This window comes from Kribbella sp. NPDC104740 (assembly GCF_055583505.1).
On the sequence record NZ_JBVJNV010000012.1, the window covers coordinates 33,318 to 47,578 of the forward strand.

15 protein-coding genes are annotated in these 14,261 nt (G+C 67.9%); 13 read left to right on the forward strand and 2 right to left on the reverse strand.

What is annotated here, in order from left to right; all coding sequences use genetic code 11:
* Positions 1 to 44: 44 nt before the first annotated feature.
* Together rplJ and rplL are read left to right on the forward strand one after the other, a co-directional pair.
* Complete coding sequence (gene rplJ / locus ACZ6Z4_RS38065; RefSeq protein WP_465577141.1) at positions 45 to 668, forward strand: 50S ribosomal protein L10; 624 nt, start codon at positions 45 to 47, stop codon at positions 666 to 668.
* A 65-nt stretch (positions 669 to 733) separates the two neighbouring features.
* The gene (gene rplL, locus ACZ6Z4_RS38070; protein ID WP_355458816.1) at positions 734 to 1,120 is read left to right on the forward strand and encodes a 50S ribosomal protein L7/L12; all 387 of its coding nucleotides are present in this window, start codon (positions 734 to 736) and stop codon (positions 1,118 to 1,120) included.
* Between the two features lie 69 nt (positions 1,121 to 1,189).
* On the opposite strand, the gene ACZ6Z4_RS38075 is transcribed toward rplL, so the two are convergent.
* Positions 1,190 to 1,912, reverse strand: coding sequence for an acyltransferase family protein (locus ACZ6Z4_RS38075; RefSeq protein WP_465577146.1), 723 nt, complete (start codon positions 1,910 to 1,912; stop codon positions 1,190 to 1,192).
* Positions 1,909 to 3,330 carry an acyltransferase family protein gene (locus tag ACZ6Z4_RS38080; RefSeq protein ID WP_465577150.1) on the reverse strand — a complete coding sequence of 474 codons (1,422 nt, stop codon included), beginning with the start codon at positions 3,328 to 3,330 and terminating at the stop codon, positions 1,909 to 1,911. The genes ACZ6Z4_RS38075 and ACZ6Z4_RS38080 overlap by 4 nt, the downstream gene beginning before the upstream one ends.
* 18 nt (positions 3,331 to 3,348) lie before the next feature.
* Here ACZ6Z4_RS38080 and ACZ6Z4_RS38085 point away from each other — a divergent pair, with 18 nt between their 5' ends.
* From ACZ6Z4_RS38085 to ACZ6Z4_RS38135, 11 genes are read left to right on the forward strand one after another with little or no spacing between them, the layout of a single operon-like run.
* Positions 3,349 to 4,296 (forward strand): ABC transporter ATP-binding protein, encoded by a 948-nt coding sequence (locus ACZ6Z4_RS38085; RefSeq protein WP_465577153.1) that lies wholly within the window; start codon positions 3,349 to 3,351, stop codon positions 4,294 to 4,296.
* The gene (locus tag ACZ6Z4_RS38090) at positions 4,293 to 5,066 is read left to right on the forward strand and encodes an MlaE family ABC transporter permease (protein WP_363677111.1); all 774 of its coding nucleotides are present in this window, start codon (positions 4,293 to 4,295) and stop codon (positions 5,064 to 5,066) included. Before ACZ6Z4_RS38085 ends, ACZ6Z4_RS38090 begins: the two co-directional genes overlap by 4 nt.
* 1 nt (position 5,067) lies before the next feature.
* Entirely contained in the window at positions 5,068 to 5,895 is an 828-nt protein-coding gene (locus tag ACZ6Z4_RS38095) for an MlaE family ABC transporter permease (RefSeq protein ID WP_465577157.1), read from the forward strand.
* The gene (locus ACZ6Z4_RS38100) at positions 5,892 to 7,211 is read left to right on the forward strand and encodes an MCE family protein (RefSeq protein ID WP_465577160.1); all 1,320 of its coding nucleotides are present in this window, start codon (positions 5,892 to 5,894) and stop codon (positions 7,209 to 7,211) included. The genes ACZ6Z4_RS38095 and ACZ6Z4_RS38100 overlap by 4 nt, the downstream gene beginning before the upstream one ends.
* On the forward strand, positions 7,208 to 8,242 hold the full coding sequence (locus tag ACZ6Z4_RS38105) for an MCE family protein (protein ID WP_465577163.1): 1,035 nt from the start codon (positions 7,208 to 7,210) through the stop codon (positions 8,240 to 8,242). The genes ACZ6Z4_RS38100 and ACZ6Z4_RS38105 overlap by 4 nt, the downstream gene beginning before the upstream one ends.
* Positions 8,239 to 9,252 (forward strand): MCE family protein, encoded by a 1,014-nt coding sequence (locus ACZ6Z4_RS38110; protein ID WP_465577166.1) that lies wholly within the window; start codon positions 8,239 to 8,241, stop codon positions 9,250 to 9,252. The genes ACZ6Z4_RS38105 and ACZ6Z4_RS38110 overlap by 4 nt, the downstream gene beginning before the upstream one ends.
* Complete coding sequence (locus ACZ6Z4_RS38115; protein WP_465577169.1) at positions 9,249 to 10,448, forward strand: MCE family protein; 1,200 nt, start codon at positions 9,249 to 9,251, stop codon at positions 10,446 to 10,448. Before ACZ6Z4_RS38110 ends, ACZ6Z4_RS38115 begins: the two co-directional genes overlap by 4 nt.
* Positions 10,445 to 11,677: an MCE family protein gene (locus ACZ6Z4_RS38120; protein ID WP_465577173.1), complete on the forward strand. Its 1,233-nt coding sequence runs from the start codon at positions 10,445 to 10,447 to the stop codon at positions 11,675 to 11,677. The genes ACZ6Z4_RS38115 and ACZ6Z4_RS38120 overlap by 4 nt, the downstream gene beginning before the upstream one ends.
* Positions 11,674 to 12,966 (forward strand): MCE family protein, encoded by a 1,293-nt coding sequence (locus ACZ6Z4_RS38125; protein WP_465577175.1) that lies wholly within the window; start codon positions 11,674 to 11,676, stop codon positions 12,964 to 12,966. Before ACZ6Z4_RS38120 ends, ACZ6Z4_RS38125 begins: the two co-directional genes overlap by 4 nt.
* Complete coding sequence (locus ACZ6Z4_RS38130) at positions 12,963 to 13,475, forward strand: hypothetical protein (RefSeq protein ID WP_465577178.1); 513 nt, start codon at positions 12,963 to 12,965, stop codon at positions 13,473 to 13,475. The genes ACZ6Z4_RS38125 and ACZ6Z4_RS38130 overlap by 4 nt, the downstream gene beginning before the upstream one ends.
* On the forward strand, positions 13,475 to 14,077 hold the full coding sequence (locus ACZ6Z4_RS38135) for a hypothetical protein (protein WP_465577180.1): 603 nt from the start codon (positions 13,475 to 13,477) through the stop codon (positions 14,075 to 14,077). The genes ACZ6Z4_RS38130 and ACZ6Z4_RS38135 overlap by 1 nt, the downstream gene beginning before the upstream one ends.
* The last annotated feature ends 184 nt before the right edge of the window (positions 14,078 to 14,261 follow it).

Consider the following 14,261-nt stretch of genomic DNA (forward strand, 5'->3'; position numbering starts at 1 on the left):
CAGACAAGTCCAACTCTGTCGGAAGACAGAGCGGAAGGAGACCCATGGCGAGGCCGGACAAGGCTGCCGACGTCGCGGAGCTGACTGAGAACTTCAGGAGCTCCACCGGCGCCGTGCTGACCGAGTACCGCGGACTCACCGTGGCGCAGCTGCGGCAGCTCCGCACTACGCTCGGTGACGACGTGAACTACGCCGTGGTGAAGAACACGCTGACCAAGATCGCGGCCAAGGACGCCGGGGTGGAGTCGTTCGACTCGCTCCTGCAGGGTCCGTCGGCCATCGCCTTCATCAAGGGCGACGCGGTGGTAGCGGCCAAGGGGCTGCGTGACTTCGCCAAGGCCAATCCCCTTCTCGTCATCAAGGGTGGTGTGCTGGACGGCAAGGCACTCAACTCTGACGAGATCAACAAGCTCGCTGACCTGGAGTCGCGTGAGGTCCTCCTCGCGAAGCTCGCAGGTGCGATGAAGGCGGCCCCGCAGCAAGCGGTGTCGCTGTTCGCTGCTCCGCTGTCGCAGGCCGCGCGCCTGTTCGCGGCGCTGCAGGACAAGCTGCCGGCCGACGCCGCCCCCGTGGCGGACGAGGCTCCGGCCGCCGAAGCGGTGCAGGACGCACCCGCTGACGCGCCTGCCGAGGCGAGCACCGAGGAGACCGCGCCGGCCGAGAGCTGACGCGTTCGCTTCACGCAGTACCCCATCAGTGATCACCCGTTTGACGTTTAGGAAGGACCGCCACCATGGCGAAGCTCAGCACCGAAGAGCTGCTCGGCCAGTTCAAGGAACTGACCCTGCTGGAGCTCTCGGAGTTCGTTAAGGCTTTCGAGGAGGAGTTCGGCGTCACCGCCGCCGCCCCGGTTGCCGTCGCTGCCGCCCCGGGTGCCCCGGGCGCCCCGGCCGAAGAGGCCGCGGAGCAGGACGAGTTCGACGTCGTTCTCGAGTCGGCCGGCGACAAGAAGATCCAGGTCATCAAGGAGGTGCGTGGCCTCACGAGCCTCGGCCTGAAGGAGGCCAAGGACCTCGTCGAGAGCGCGCCGAAGGCCATCCTGGAGAAGGTCGACAAGGCTGCCGCGGAGAAGGCCAAGGAGGCCCTCGAGGGCGCCGGCGCCACCGTCACCCTCAAGTGACCTGTGCGGCGTGAGCCGCACAACCAGTAGTACAGCGAAGGGCGGTTCCCGCGAGGGAGCCGCCCTTCGTCATGCCCGGCGGTCGAGGCGGCGGGCGAGGTCCAGCACGAAGCGACGCGCCGGTACGCCGACGTACCGGTGGGCGCCCTCGGCAACCAGCACGGTGAGACCGATCCAGCACAGCGCCAGCAGCGCGTTGGAGATCGTGCCCGCGTGCACCGGCCCGAAGCCGTGGATGACCAGGGTCTGCAGCAGGAAGAGCGGGTAGCCGATCACACCGATCCGGACCAGGAACGCGGGCGCCGGCCAGGAGAGTGAAGGCAACCGGCCGAGCACGAAGGTCAGCGGCCGGTTGAGCAGCGGGAACGCCACATAGAAGAGGACCAGCGCAGCGACGAACCAGGTCTGGTCCGACCACACGGCGCGGACCCAGTCCTCGCCGTTCAGCTTGCCGAGCAGCAGGACGACCAGTCCGACGGCCAGGTACAGCGGGACGATGCGCGCCACGCGGGCCGCGGCGTACCGGCCGAGCACGCGCCGGCCTGAGGCGTAGGACAGGCCCGGGTAGTTGTAGGTCAGCACGAAGGCCGACAGCAGAAAGAAGAAGACGGCGGCCACCGAGGCCGTCACCTCGACCAGGTCCTGCAGATATCCCGGCGCACCACGCCAGACTCCGACCGTCGACGCGACGACCGCCAGCCCGGCCAGACCGCGCAGCGCGGTGACGCCCAGGAGCTCGGGTCTCGGATGCGAGAGAGCGGCGCCTTCGGTGACCGATGTGAGACCGCTCACGCTGAGGCTCCTGACGTCGTACGCTCAGTGACCGCGGGACGCGACCGGGGGACCAGTCTCAGCACGGCTCGCCGAGCGGGGACCTCGATCAGCCGGTGCGCGCCCTCGCCGATCAGCAGGCACAGCGCGGCAACGACCACGACCCCGGCGTACGACGCCCAGACCGCGGGATGGTCGAGCATGCTGCCGCGGTCCTTGCCGAGGAACGACAACAGCGGCCGGTGGGTCAGGTAGACCGCGTAGCTCGCCGTACCGAGCGTGACGAGGGTGCGGGTCGCGAAGAACCGCGACAGCCACGCACCGGGCGCCGCAGCGAGCGCCAGCAGCAGTACGGCGAACGGCACCGTCCACATCGCGCCGTAGAACGCGGGCAGCATCCAGCGCGCGTGCGAAGGCCCGGCCGCGGCGACCACGAGCACCACCACGACGCACGCGGCCTGCACCCAGCCGGCGACCTTGGTGCGCAGCTTGAATCCCCGCAGCAGCAGGAACGCCAGCGACACCCCGATCACGAATTCGGACAGCCGCGGCAACGGGTTCCGGTAGAGCCAGCGGTGACCCGACGAGGGATCTTTCACCGACAGGAACGCCCAGCCCTCGGCGGTGAACAGCGCGACCAGGAACACCTGGACGGCGAACGCGAACGCGATCAGCCCGAGCAGCCCGGCGACGCCGAAACGCTTGGACAGCAAGGCAACCAGCGGCACCGCGAACGGGAACACGGCGTACAGGAAGAGCTCGACGCAGATCGACCAGCCGGGCGGGTTGTAGCTGGCCTGGCCGATCGCGTAGTCACCCGACCAGGCCTGGATCGCGAGCAGGTGCCGCCACAACGACTCCTGCGGTACGTCGTGCGCCGCGCGCTGCAGAACCAGGTAGAGCAGCACCACCCAATAGAGAGGCATCACGCGGGCGATCCGGGCGACGTAGAAGCGCCACAGCCGACCGGGGGAGGACACAGTCAGCGTCGAGTAGTTCCAGGCCAGTACGAGCCCGGACAGCATGAAGAACAGCGGGACGCCGATGTAGCCCGACTGGACCAGGTTGCGTAACGGTTCGGGAGCCGAAGTTGGTAACCCGATGTGATGAAGCACCACGGCGAGTGCTGCCGCGGCGCGGACTCCGGTCAGCGCTAGGATCTCCGAGCGCGGGTGCGGGAGCCGGTCCCCGTGCTGCGGCGAGGTGAGACCTTGCGGCGGCCTGCGCCGCAGCCGGTTCAACCAGGTAGCTGACCGCGGCACGACTTCCTCCGGCACCTGGAACTCTCTGTGATGGCACACAGCACGACGTGCAGGACTGTACCCCGAACCGTTGTCATCACCTGGCAGACAGGGGTTACGGAAAAAGGTACTCGTGCGTAACCTAGGGCACCGCGCCCTCGTTGAGCCGGTGGAACGTCGTCGGTCGGGGGCTGACATTTCCCGTGAGGAGGACCGGTGGGCGTAGAAGTCCGCGTCGAAGGACTCACGAAATCCTTCGGAAAGCAGCTGATCTGGGGCGATGTGTCGCTGACGCTGCCGGCCGGCGAGATCTGCGTGATGCTGGGCCCTTCCGGTACCGGGAAGTCCGTTTTCCTCAAGACCCTGATCGGATTGCTCAAGCCCGACAAGGGCCATGTGCACATCGAGGGCGTCGACATCGCCACCTGCCGCGAGCGCGACCTGTACGAGATCCGCAAGCTGTTCGGGGTGCTGTTCCAGGACGGCGCGATGTTCGGCTCGATGAACCTGTACGACAACGTCGCCTTCCCGCTGCGGGAGCACACCCGCAAGTCCGAGTCCGAGATCCGCTCCATCGTGATGGAGAAGATGGAGATGGTCGGGCTGGTCGGCGCGGAGAAGAAGCTGCCCGGTGAGATCTCCGGCGGGATGCGCAAGCGGGCCGGGCTGGCCCGCGCGCTGGTGCTGGAGCCGGAGATCCTGCTCTTCGACGAGCCCGACTCCGGGCTCGACCCGGTCCGGACGGCGTTCCTGAACCAGCTGATCATCGACCTGAACGAGATGACCCAGGCCACCTGCCTGATCGTCACCCACGACATCAACACCGCCCGTACGGTGCCGGACAACATCGGCCTGCTGTACCACCGGCACCTGGCGATGTTCGGGCCGCGCGAGATGCTGCTGTCCAGCGAGGAGCCGGTGGTCCGCCAGTTCCTGAACGCGCAGCGCGTCGGCCCGATCGGCATGTCCGAGGAGAAGGACGCCGACGAGCTGGCCCGCGAGGCCGACCAGGAGCTGCCCCCGCTCCCGCCGATCCCGCTGCAGCAGCTCCCGAGCAGCGGAATGCAACGGCCCACCCAGCGCCCACCGGGTGAATGGTGCGAGGAGAACGGAGTGACCCCGCCGCCAGGCTCCTTCGCCTCCGACGTGGTGGGAGCAACGTGACCGTTTCGACCACCGCCCCCCTGAAGGCCGCCGGTTCGCTGTTCGCATTCGCGCTGGACACTGCCCGCGCGTCCGTACGGCGGCCGTTCCAGCTGCGCGAGTTCCTGCAGCAGGCGTGGTTCGTGGCCAGCGTGACGATCATTCCGACCGCGCTGGTGGCGATTCCGTTCGGTGCGGTGATCGCGCTGCAGGTCGGTGGGTTGATCAAGCAGTTCGGCGCGCAGGCATTCACCGGGTCGGCCGCGGTGCTGGCCGTCGTCCGGGAGGCCTCGCCGATCGCGACCGCGTTGCTGATCGCAGGCGCCGGTGGATCGGCGATCTGCGCGGATCTCGGCTCGCGCAAGATCCGCGAGGAGCTGGACGCGATGATGGTGCTCGGCATCGATCCCATCCAGCGGCTGGTGGTCCCGCGGGTGCTGGCGACGATGCTGGTCGCCTTCTTCCTCAACGGTTTCGTCAGCGTGGTCGGTGTGATGGGCGGCTACGTCTTCAACGTCGTGCTGCAGGACGGCACTCCAGGCTCCTACATAGCGAGCTTCACCGCGCTCGCGCACCTGCCCGACCTGTGGCAGGGGCAGGCGAAAGCCCTGGTGTTCGGGTTCATCGCGGCGGTCGTTGCCTCGTACAAGGGTGTGAACGCCGGCGGCGGCCCGAAGGGCGTCGGGGACGCGGTGAACCAGTCGGTCGTGATCACCTTCATGCTGCTGTTCGTCGCGAACTTCTCGATGACCGCGATCTACTTCCAGCTCGTTCCGCCGAAGGGGGCCTGACGTGTCGGCCCTGGACTACCTGATCAAGAAGCCGCTGAACTCGCTGGACCACCTCGGCGAGCAGCTCGCCTTCTACCTCAAGGCGCTCGCCTGGTCGGGCAAGTCGATCACCCGCTACCGCAAGGAGATCCTGCGGCTGCTGGCCGAGGTCACGCTCGGCACCGGCGCGCTCGCGGTGATCGGCGGCACCGTCGGCGTGATCACGTTCCTGGCCTTCTTCACCGGCACCGAGGTCGGCCTGCAGGGCTACTCGGCGCTGAACCAGATCGGTACCTCGGCCTTCGCCGGTTTCGTGTCGGCGTACATCAACACCCGCGAGATCGGTCCGTTGATCGCCGGGATCGCGCTCGCCGCGACGGTCGGCTGCGGGTTCACCGCGCAGCTCGGCGCGATGCGGATCAGCGAGGAGATCGACGCCCTCGAGGTGATGGCGATCCCGTCGCTGCCGTTCCTGGTCACCACCCGGATCATCGCGGGCCTGATCGCCGTCGTGCCCTTGTACGTCGTCGGCCTGCTGTCGTCGTACTTCGCCACCCGGCTGACCGTGACCACGTTCTACGGGCAGAGCACGGGCACGTACGACCACTACTTCCATCTGTTCTTACCACCCGGTGACGTGCTCTGGTCGTTCGGCAAGGTGCTCGTCTTCGCGGTGCTGGTGATCCTCGTGCACTGCTACCACGGGTACCACGCGACCGGCGGCCCGGCCGGCGTCGGCGTCGCGGTCGGCCGCGCGGTCCGGACCTCGATCGTGGTGATCAACGTGGTCGACCTGCTGCTGTCGATGGCGATCTGGGGTACTACGACCACCGTGAGGCTGGCCGGATGACTCGACGCGTGCTGGGAGTCGCCTTCATCGGTGTGCTCTGCTTCCTGCTCTGGCTGACCTACGCCTTCTACGCCAAGGTGTTCACCGACACCGTCGACGTGCGGCTGAAGACCAGCCACATCGGCCTGCAGCTGAACACGCACGCCGACGTGAAGCTGCGCGGCATCATCGTCGGCGAGGTCCGGTCGGTCTCCACCGACGGGGACGAGGCGACGGTGAACCTGTCGCTGAAACCCGACCAGGTCAAGGAGATCTCCAGCGCGGTCAGTGCGCGGATCCTGCCCAAGACGCTGTTCGGCGAGAAGTACGTCGCCCTGGTACCGCCGCCGGGCAACGAGAACGCCCGGCACATCCGGGCCGGTGACGTGATCGCCCGGGACAAGACCGCGGTCGGCATCGAGATCGAGAAGGTGCTCAACGACGCGCTGCCGCTGCTGCAGGCGGTCGACCCGGCCGACCTGAACGCGACGCTGAACACGCTGGCCACCGCGCTCGAGGGCCGCGGTACCGAGATCGCCGAGACGCTGACCCAGCTCGACGGGTACCTGAAGAAGCTGAACCCGAGCGTCCCGAAGCTGATGGAGGCGCTGACCAAGCTCACCCAGGTCTCCCAGCTGTACGGCGACGTCACGCCAGACCTGGTCCGGGCCCTGCGCAACCTGACCATCACCGGCAACACCGTGGTGGAGAAGGAGCAGCAGCTGCAGAAGTTCTTCACCGACGTGCAGACCCTGTCCGGGACGGCGAACGGCTTCCTGCGCGAGAACGAGGACCGGGTGATCCGGCTCGGCGAGGTCAGCCGGCCGGTGCTCGACCTGCTCGAGCGGTACTCGCCGGAGTTCCCGTGCTTCCTCAAGGTGATGACCGACACCGCCCCGATCCTGAACGACACGTTCCGCGACGGCGCGCTGCACATCAACCTGGAGCTGATCACCAACCAGCCCACGCCGTACCAGCCGAACGAGCTGCCGGCGTACAAGGACAGGCGCGGGCCGACCTGCGTCGGCAAGAACTACAGCCACCCGGGGGAGAAGCCCGGGCCGTACACGCAGCAGAACCCGGCGCCGTACATCACCGGTGAGGACGGCGTGATCGGCGACCACAACAAGCTCGAGCGCTTCCCGCTGAACCTGCAGCTGAACCGGGCCGCGCCCGGCTTCGCGCTGGACACCGGCGGTGCCGGGACGCCGGCCGAGCAGAAGGTGGTCAACTCCTTCGCCGGTCCGGCGATGGGCGTCCCGGCCGGCGACGTACCGGACCTGACCACGCTGATGATCGGCCCGCTGGTCCGCGGAGGGCAGGTGAACCTCAAGTGAAGCTGCTCGACCGCAAGACCTCGATCGACAGCGTCCGGCTGGCGATCTTCGTGGTCGTGACCACGGTGGCCACCGCGCTGCTGGCGGTCACGATCGGGAACATCAGCTTCACCCCGACCACGAAGTACAAGGCGGTCTTCACCGACGTCGTCGGCCTGAACAAGGGTGACGACATCCGGATCGCCGGCGTCCGGGTCGGGCAGGTGGACAAGATCGCGCTCAAGGACGACACGCTCGCGCTGGTCACCTTCAGCGTCGACTCCAAGCAGGTGCTCGACACCGCCACCCACGCCACGCTGCGCTACCGCAACCTGGTCGGCAACCGGTACGTCGCGCTGACCGAGGGTGTCGGCGGGGGTCAGCGGATGAAGGAGGACGACACCATCGACAAGGACCGGACCACACCGGCCCTGGACCTGTCGGTGCTGTTCAACGGGTTCAAGCCGCTGTTCACCGCGCTCACGCCGGCCGACGTGAACCAGTTCGCGTTCGAGGTGATCAAGGTCCTGCAGGGCGAAGGCGGCACCATCGAGAGCCTGCTCGCCCGGACGGCGTCGCTGACGACGACGCTGGCCGACGCCGACCAAGTCGTCGGCGACCTGATCACCAACCTGACCTCGACGCTGCAGATCGTCTCCCAGCGGCAGCAGAACTTCTCCCAGCTGCTGGTCAACCTGCAGCAGTTCATCACCGGCCTGAGCAAGGACATCCAGCCGATCCTCGGATCGCTCGGCTCGATCAACTCGCTGAACACCAAGACGGCCGGCCTGCTGCAGCAGACCCGGGTGCCGATCAAGGCCGACCTGGACCGGCTCCGGCAGGTCTCGACGACGCTCGACGACACCCAGGCGATCTGGGTCAAGACGCTGCAGAAGATGCCGGACAAGCTGAACACGATGACCCGGACCGCGTCGTACGGCTCCTGGTTCAACTTCTTCCTCTGCGGTTTCGACGGCAACGTCACGCTGCCGCTGGGGACCCGGATCCCGGTCTCGTACGACAACAACTCCGCAAGGTGTGATCACCGGTGAAGCCGTTCCGCGAGCAGAACCAGCTGACCATCGGCGTGGTCGGGCTGACCGTGATCGGGCTGGTCATGCTGGCCGCGTTCAAGGCGCAGGACCTGCCGCTGATCGGCGGCGGGACCAAGTACTCCGCGCAGTTCTCCGAGGCCGGCGGGCTGAAGAAGAACGACGAGATCCGGGTCGCCGGGGTCCGGGTCGGGCAGGTCCGCGGGGTCGAGCTCGAGGGCACCCACGTCCGGGTCGACTTCGTCGTCGACCGCGGCGTGAAGCTCGGCGAGCAGACCGGCGCCGAGATGAAGATCAAGACGCTGCTCGGGCAGAAGTACGTGAAGCTCAACCCGGCCGGTGGCGGCGAGCTGAAGGAAGGCGCCGAGATCCCGCTGGCCCGCACGGTCTCGGCGTACGACGTGGTGGACGCGTTCACCGATCTGGCCAACACCACCGAGCGGATCGACACCGCGCAGCTCGCGCGGGCCCTGGACACGTTGTCGACGACCTTCAAGAACACGCCGGAGGAGGTGCAGGCGTCGCTGACCGGGCTGTCCCGGCTCTCCCGCAACGTCGCCAAGCGCGACGAGGAGCTGAAGACGCTGCTCAAGCACTCCGACACCGTCACCAAGGTCCTGGCCGACCGCAACCAGCAGCTGATCAAGCTGATGAAGGACGGCAACACCGTGTTCCAGGCGGTGCAGGCCCGGCGCGCGCTGATCCACCAGCTGCTGGTCTCGACGCAGAAGCTGTCCGCGCAGGTGACCGCGCTGATCCGGGAGAACCGCAAGGACCTGACACCGACGCTGCAGAAGGTGAACGCGGTGCTCGCGATCCTGCTGAAGAACCAGAACGCCCTGGACGCCAGCATCAAGGGGCTGGCGCCGTACGCGCGGGTCTTCACGAACACGCTCGGCACCGGGCCGTGGTTCGACACCTACGTGCAGAACCTGGCGCCGGTCCCGGAGATCCCGCTGCCGCCGCTCATCCCGGGGCTGCCGCCGATCCTGGGTGGTGGTGGGCGGTGAAGCTCGCATCGTTCTCCCGGCTGATCGCGATCGGCGTCGTGCTGGTCGTGCTCGCCGTCAGCGTGGTGTCGTTGTGGCCGAACCCGGAGCGGGTCAGCGCCACGGCGTACTTCCCCCGTGCGGTCAGCGTCTACCCGGGCTCCGACGTCCGGATCCTCGGCATCAAGGTCGGCGAGATCGAGAGCGTGACGCCGGCCGGGCGGACCGTCCGGGTGAAGTTCTGGTGGGAGGCCAAGCACAAGGTGCCGGCCAACGCCAAAGCCGTGATCGCGTCGCCGTCGATCGTCGCGGACCGCTACATCCAGCTGACCCCGGCGTACTCCAAGGGCGACGTGATGGCCGACGGGGCGCAGATCCCGCTCGAGCGCACCGCCGTACCGCTGGAGCTGGACCAGATCTACCAGAGCCTGAACGACCTGTCGGTCGCGCTCGGCCCGAAGGGCGCCAACGACCAGGGCGCGCTGTCGCGGCTGCTGGACGTCTCGGCCGCGAACCTGAACGGCCAGGGCGCCAAGCTGAACCAGACCATCACCGACGTCTCCAAGCTGTCCCAGACGCTGGCGGGCAACTCCAAGAGCCTGTTCGCGACCGTGCGGCAGCTGCAGACGTTCGTCTCCTCGCTGGCCGCGAACGACGCGCTGGTGAAGCAGTTCAACACGAACTTCGCCGCCACCTCGACGACGCTGGCCGGTGAGCGCAAGGACCTGGCGGCCGCGCTGAACCTGTTGGCCACCGCGCTCGGCGAGGTCGCGTCGTTCGTCAAGGACAACCGGTCGTTGCTCAAGACGACGATCTCCGGCGCCACCGACATCTCCCAGATCCTGGTCAAGGAGAAGGCCGCGCTGGCCGAGATCATCGACACCGCGCCGCTCGGCCTGGGCAACCTGGCCCGGGTCTACAACCCGCAGTTCGGCACGCTCGACCAGCGGATCAACCTGGCCCAGTTGGACGACCCGGCGACGTTCATCTGCTCGCTGCTGATCCAGGCCAACCAGCCGCTGTCGGCCTGCTCGGCGCTGAAGCCGATCTTCGACGCGCTGCCGAAGCTGCCGCTGATCAGCCAGCTCACCGGCGGTGCACCGGCCAGCGGCGGCCCGGCCGGTACGCCGTGGGCGCCGCCGCCGGCACCGAAGCTGCCGACGCCCGACCCGGTCGACCCGTCGCTCGGCGGGCTGTTCCCGGGAGGCACGCGATGAGGCGCCGGACGGCGTTCGTGGCCGGCGTGGTCGCGATGGCGACGCTGCTGTCGGGCTGCGACTTCAGCGTGTACTCGCTGCCGCTGCCCGGTGGCGCGAAGATCAAGGGGCCGTCGTACACGGTGACGGTGGAGTTCACCGACGTGCTCGACCTGGTGCCGAAGTCGACGGTCAAGGTGGACGACGTCACCGTCGGCACCGTCGAGAAGGTCTGGCTGGACGGGTTCGTGGCCAAGGTCCGGATCAAGCTGCCCAAAAGCCTCGACCTGCCCGACAACGCCCGCGCGACGATCCGCCAGACCAGCCTGCTCGGCGAGAAGTTCGTCTCGCTGGCGCCGCCGACCGGCGCCGAGAAGCCGCACGGCAAGCTGGAGAACGGCGAGCTGATCCCGCTCTCGCGGACCACCAGCAACGTCGAGGTCGAAGAGGTGCTGTCGGCGCTGTCGCTGCTGCTCAACGGCGGCGGCGTGGCCCAGTTGCAGATCATCACCCAGGAGCTCAACAAGGCCCTGACCGGCAACGAGCCGGCCATCCGCAGCGTGCTCACCCAGCTGAACACCTTCGTCGGCACGCTGGACACCAACCGGCAGAAGATCGTCACCGCGATCACCGCCGTCGACGCGCTGGCCAAGAAGCTGAACGCGCAGAAGGCGACGCTGGCCACCGCGATCGACTCGCTGCCGAAGTCGATCAAGACCCTCGACCAGCAGCGGGCCGCGCTGGTCAAGACGCTGCAGGCCCTGGCCACGCTGGGCAACACCGCGACCCGGGTGATCACGGCGTCACAGAAGGACCTGGTCGCCAACCTGCAGTCGCTGTACCCGGTGCTGACCAAGCTGGTCGAGGCGGGGGAGAACCTGCCGAAGTCGCTGGAGCTGCTGCTCACGTACCCGTTCCCGGACGCCGCGGCGGACGCCGTACAGGGTGACTTCACGAACCTGGTGATCACCCTCGACGTGGACACCCAGAAGGCGCTCAAGGGCCTGATCGGGCTGGACCTGCCGACCGTCGGCCCGACCGCGCTGCCGACGGCGAACATCAGCCTGCCGCTGCACAACTCGCCCAAGTTCCCGCCGAAGTCCGGCGGCCTGCCGCCGCTGCCGCTCCCGACCGGTACGGCGACCAGCTGCATCACGCTGCTCGGTCTCCCGGTCTGCACCCCGACGCTGAACCGGCCGGCCTTCGACCCCGAGCTGGCCAAGGTCCTGATGCCGGGGGTGGCCAAGTGATCTCCAAGACCGTCCGGGTCCAGCTGATGGTGTTCCTGCTGATCACCGTCGTCGGCATCGCCTACGTCGGCGGCAAGTACGCGCAGGTCGACCAGCTGCTGTTCGACGACGACTACACGGTCAGCGCGAGCTTCGCCGAGTCCGGCGGCATCTTCACCGGCGCCGAGGTCACCTACCGCGGCCAGCCGGTCGGCCGGGTCGGCGAGCTGACCCTGCTCGACGACGGCGTCGAGGTCGACCTGGACATCGAGAAGGACCAGAAGATCCCGAACGACCTGGTCGCCGTGGTCGCCAACCGGTCCGCGATCGGCGAGCAGTACGTCGACCTGCAGCCGCGCCGCGACGGCGGTCCGTTCCTGCAGGACAAGTCGAAGATCGCCCGCGCCGACACCGCGCTGCCGATCGACACCACCGAACTGCTGCTGAACCTCGACCAGCTGGTCAACTCCGTCGACAAGACCAGCCTGAAGACCACCGTCAAGGAGCTCGGCGACGCGCTCCGCGGCAAGGGCAGCGACCTGCAGAAGATCATCGACAGCTCCGGGCTGCTGATCGACGACGCCGACGCGAACATCGCCCAGACCATCAAGCTGATCAACGACGGCAACACCGTGCTGGCCACCCAGGTCGCCAGCGGGGACGCGATCCGGACCTGGGCGAAGAACCTCGCGCTGCTGTCCGACACGCTGGTCAGCTCCGACGGCAGCCTGCGCAAGATGATCGACCAGGGCTCCGGCGCCTCGGAGCAGTTGACCGGGCTGATCTCGGAGAACCGGGCCGACATCGCGGTGCTGCTGGGGAACCTGCTGACCGTGAACGAGCTGACCGCCGTCCGGCTGGACGCCGTGGAGCAGCTGCTGGTGGTCTACCCTGCGGTGGCGATGGGCGGGTACGTCGTACCGGCCAAGGACAAGGGGACCGGGCACTACGACGCGCACTTCGGTCTGGTGCTCGGCTTCTCACCACCGGCCTGCCGCGCGGGCTACAACGGGACGGACAAGCGGGTGCCGCAGGACACGACCGACAAGCAGGCCAACACGAAGGCCTCGTGCACGGCCGGGCCGAGCACCGGGCAGAACGTCCGGGGCGCGCAGAACAAGCCCTCGCCGTCGTCGCGCGAGGGGCTGAACCGGACCGGGTACGGCGTGGGCTACGACCCGGCGACCGGCGAGGCCGGCGGCACCGGTGGGATGCCCGAGCTGGTGCTCGGCTCGACCGGCGGCCAGGCCGACTACCTGGGCGCGGACTCCTGGAAGGCCCTCATCCTCGGACCGGTGACCGGCAAGTGACCGACTCGACGCCTCCGGTCCGTTCCCGCCGTGGCCCGCTGATCGTGATGTGGGCGCTCAGCGTGCTGCTGATCGTCGCCCTCGCGGGCGTCACGGTCTCGGTGCTGGTGCTGCGCCGGCAGGACGTCCGCGACGAGAACCGGGTCGGCGCGATGCGCGCCGCCCGGCAGCTGGCGCTGGACTTCACGACGTACAAGTACGAGACCTGGGACGCCGACGCGCAGCGCGTGCTGAACGACTCCACGGGACAGTTCAAGGAGGAGTTCCAGGCCGGGTCGAACTCGGTGAAGACCGAGGTGGTGGCGAACAAGGCGACCTCCAAGGGCGACGTGAAGGAGGCCGCCGTGGTCTCGAACGACAAGGACTCCGCGCAGGTGCTGGTGATCGTGAACGCCGTGGTCACCAACACGGCCGCCAAGGACGGCGTGGAGCGCCGGTACCGGATCAAGCTCGACCTGGTCCGCGACGCCGACCGCTGGCTGACCGCCGACCTGCAGGTGGTCGGCTGATGCCCCGCAAGATCGCCGGCCAGCGGCGCCACGAGAAGCCGGTCACTGTCAGTGAGCAAGTGATCGTTGAAGAGGAAAAGACAGAAGAGAAAGTAGAGAAGGCAGAGAAGCCTGCAGCGAGTCGTACGAACTTGGTACTGACGGTGAGCTTGTCGGTACTCATCGTGCTCGTCCTCGCTCTGGCCGGTATGCTGGGTGTGAAGGCCTGGCGTGGCCAGCAAGCCGAGGATGCCCGCTCCCAGGCCGTCAACGCCGGCCGCCAGGCCGCCGAGACCGCGCTCAGCTACGACTACCGCACGCTCGACAAGAGTTTCGCCGCCGCCCGCGCCACGATGACGCCGGAGTTCGCCGGCAAGTTCGACGAGACCGCCAAGGTCGCCGGCGAGCTGGCCACCAAGACCAAGGCGACCGTGCGTGCCGAGGTCCGTGAGGTGGGCGTCCGGGATGGCGACGCGGACCGCGTCACGCTGGTGATCTTCGTGAACCAGACCACCACCAGCACGATCACGCAGGGTAAACCCAGGGTCGATCTGAACCGGACCCGGTTCACGATGGTGCGAAACGGCTCGCGATGGCTGGTCCAGGAGATCGCCGGACTGTAGTCTGCTGGTGACTGAGGAACGGATCGACCGGACGGCTCGCGGGTGTCTTCCCGCTCGAGATCCCGGGTCGGTTCTTGACTCAGTAGGTGGTCCGACGGCATAGTGTTGGACCCCATTGGACAGTCTTGCCCTCATCGGGTAGCCTATTGCTTTGCGCTGCCTCTACTCCTCACTCTGGCTCAGG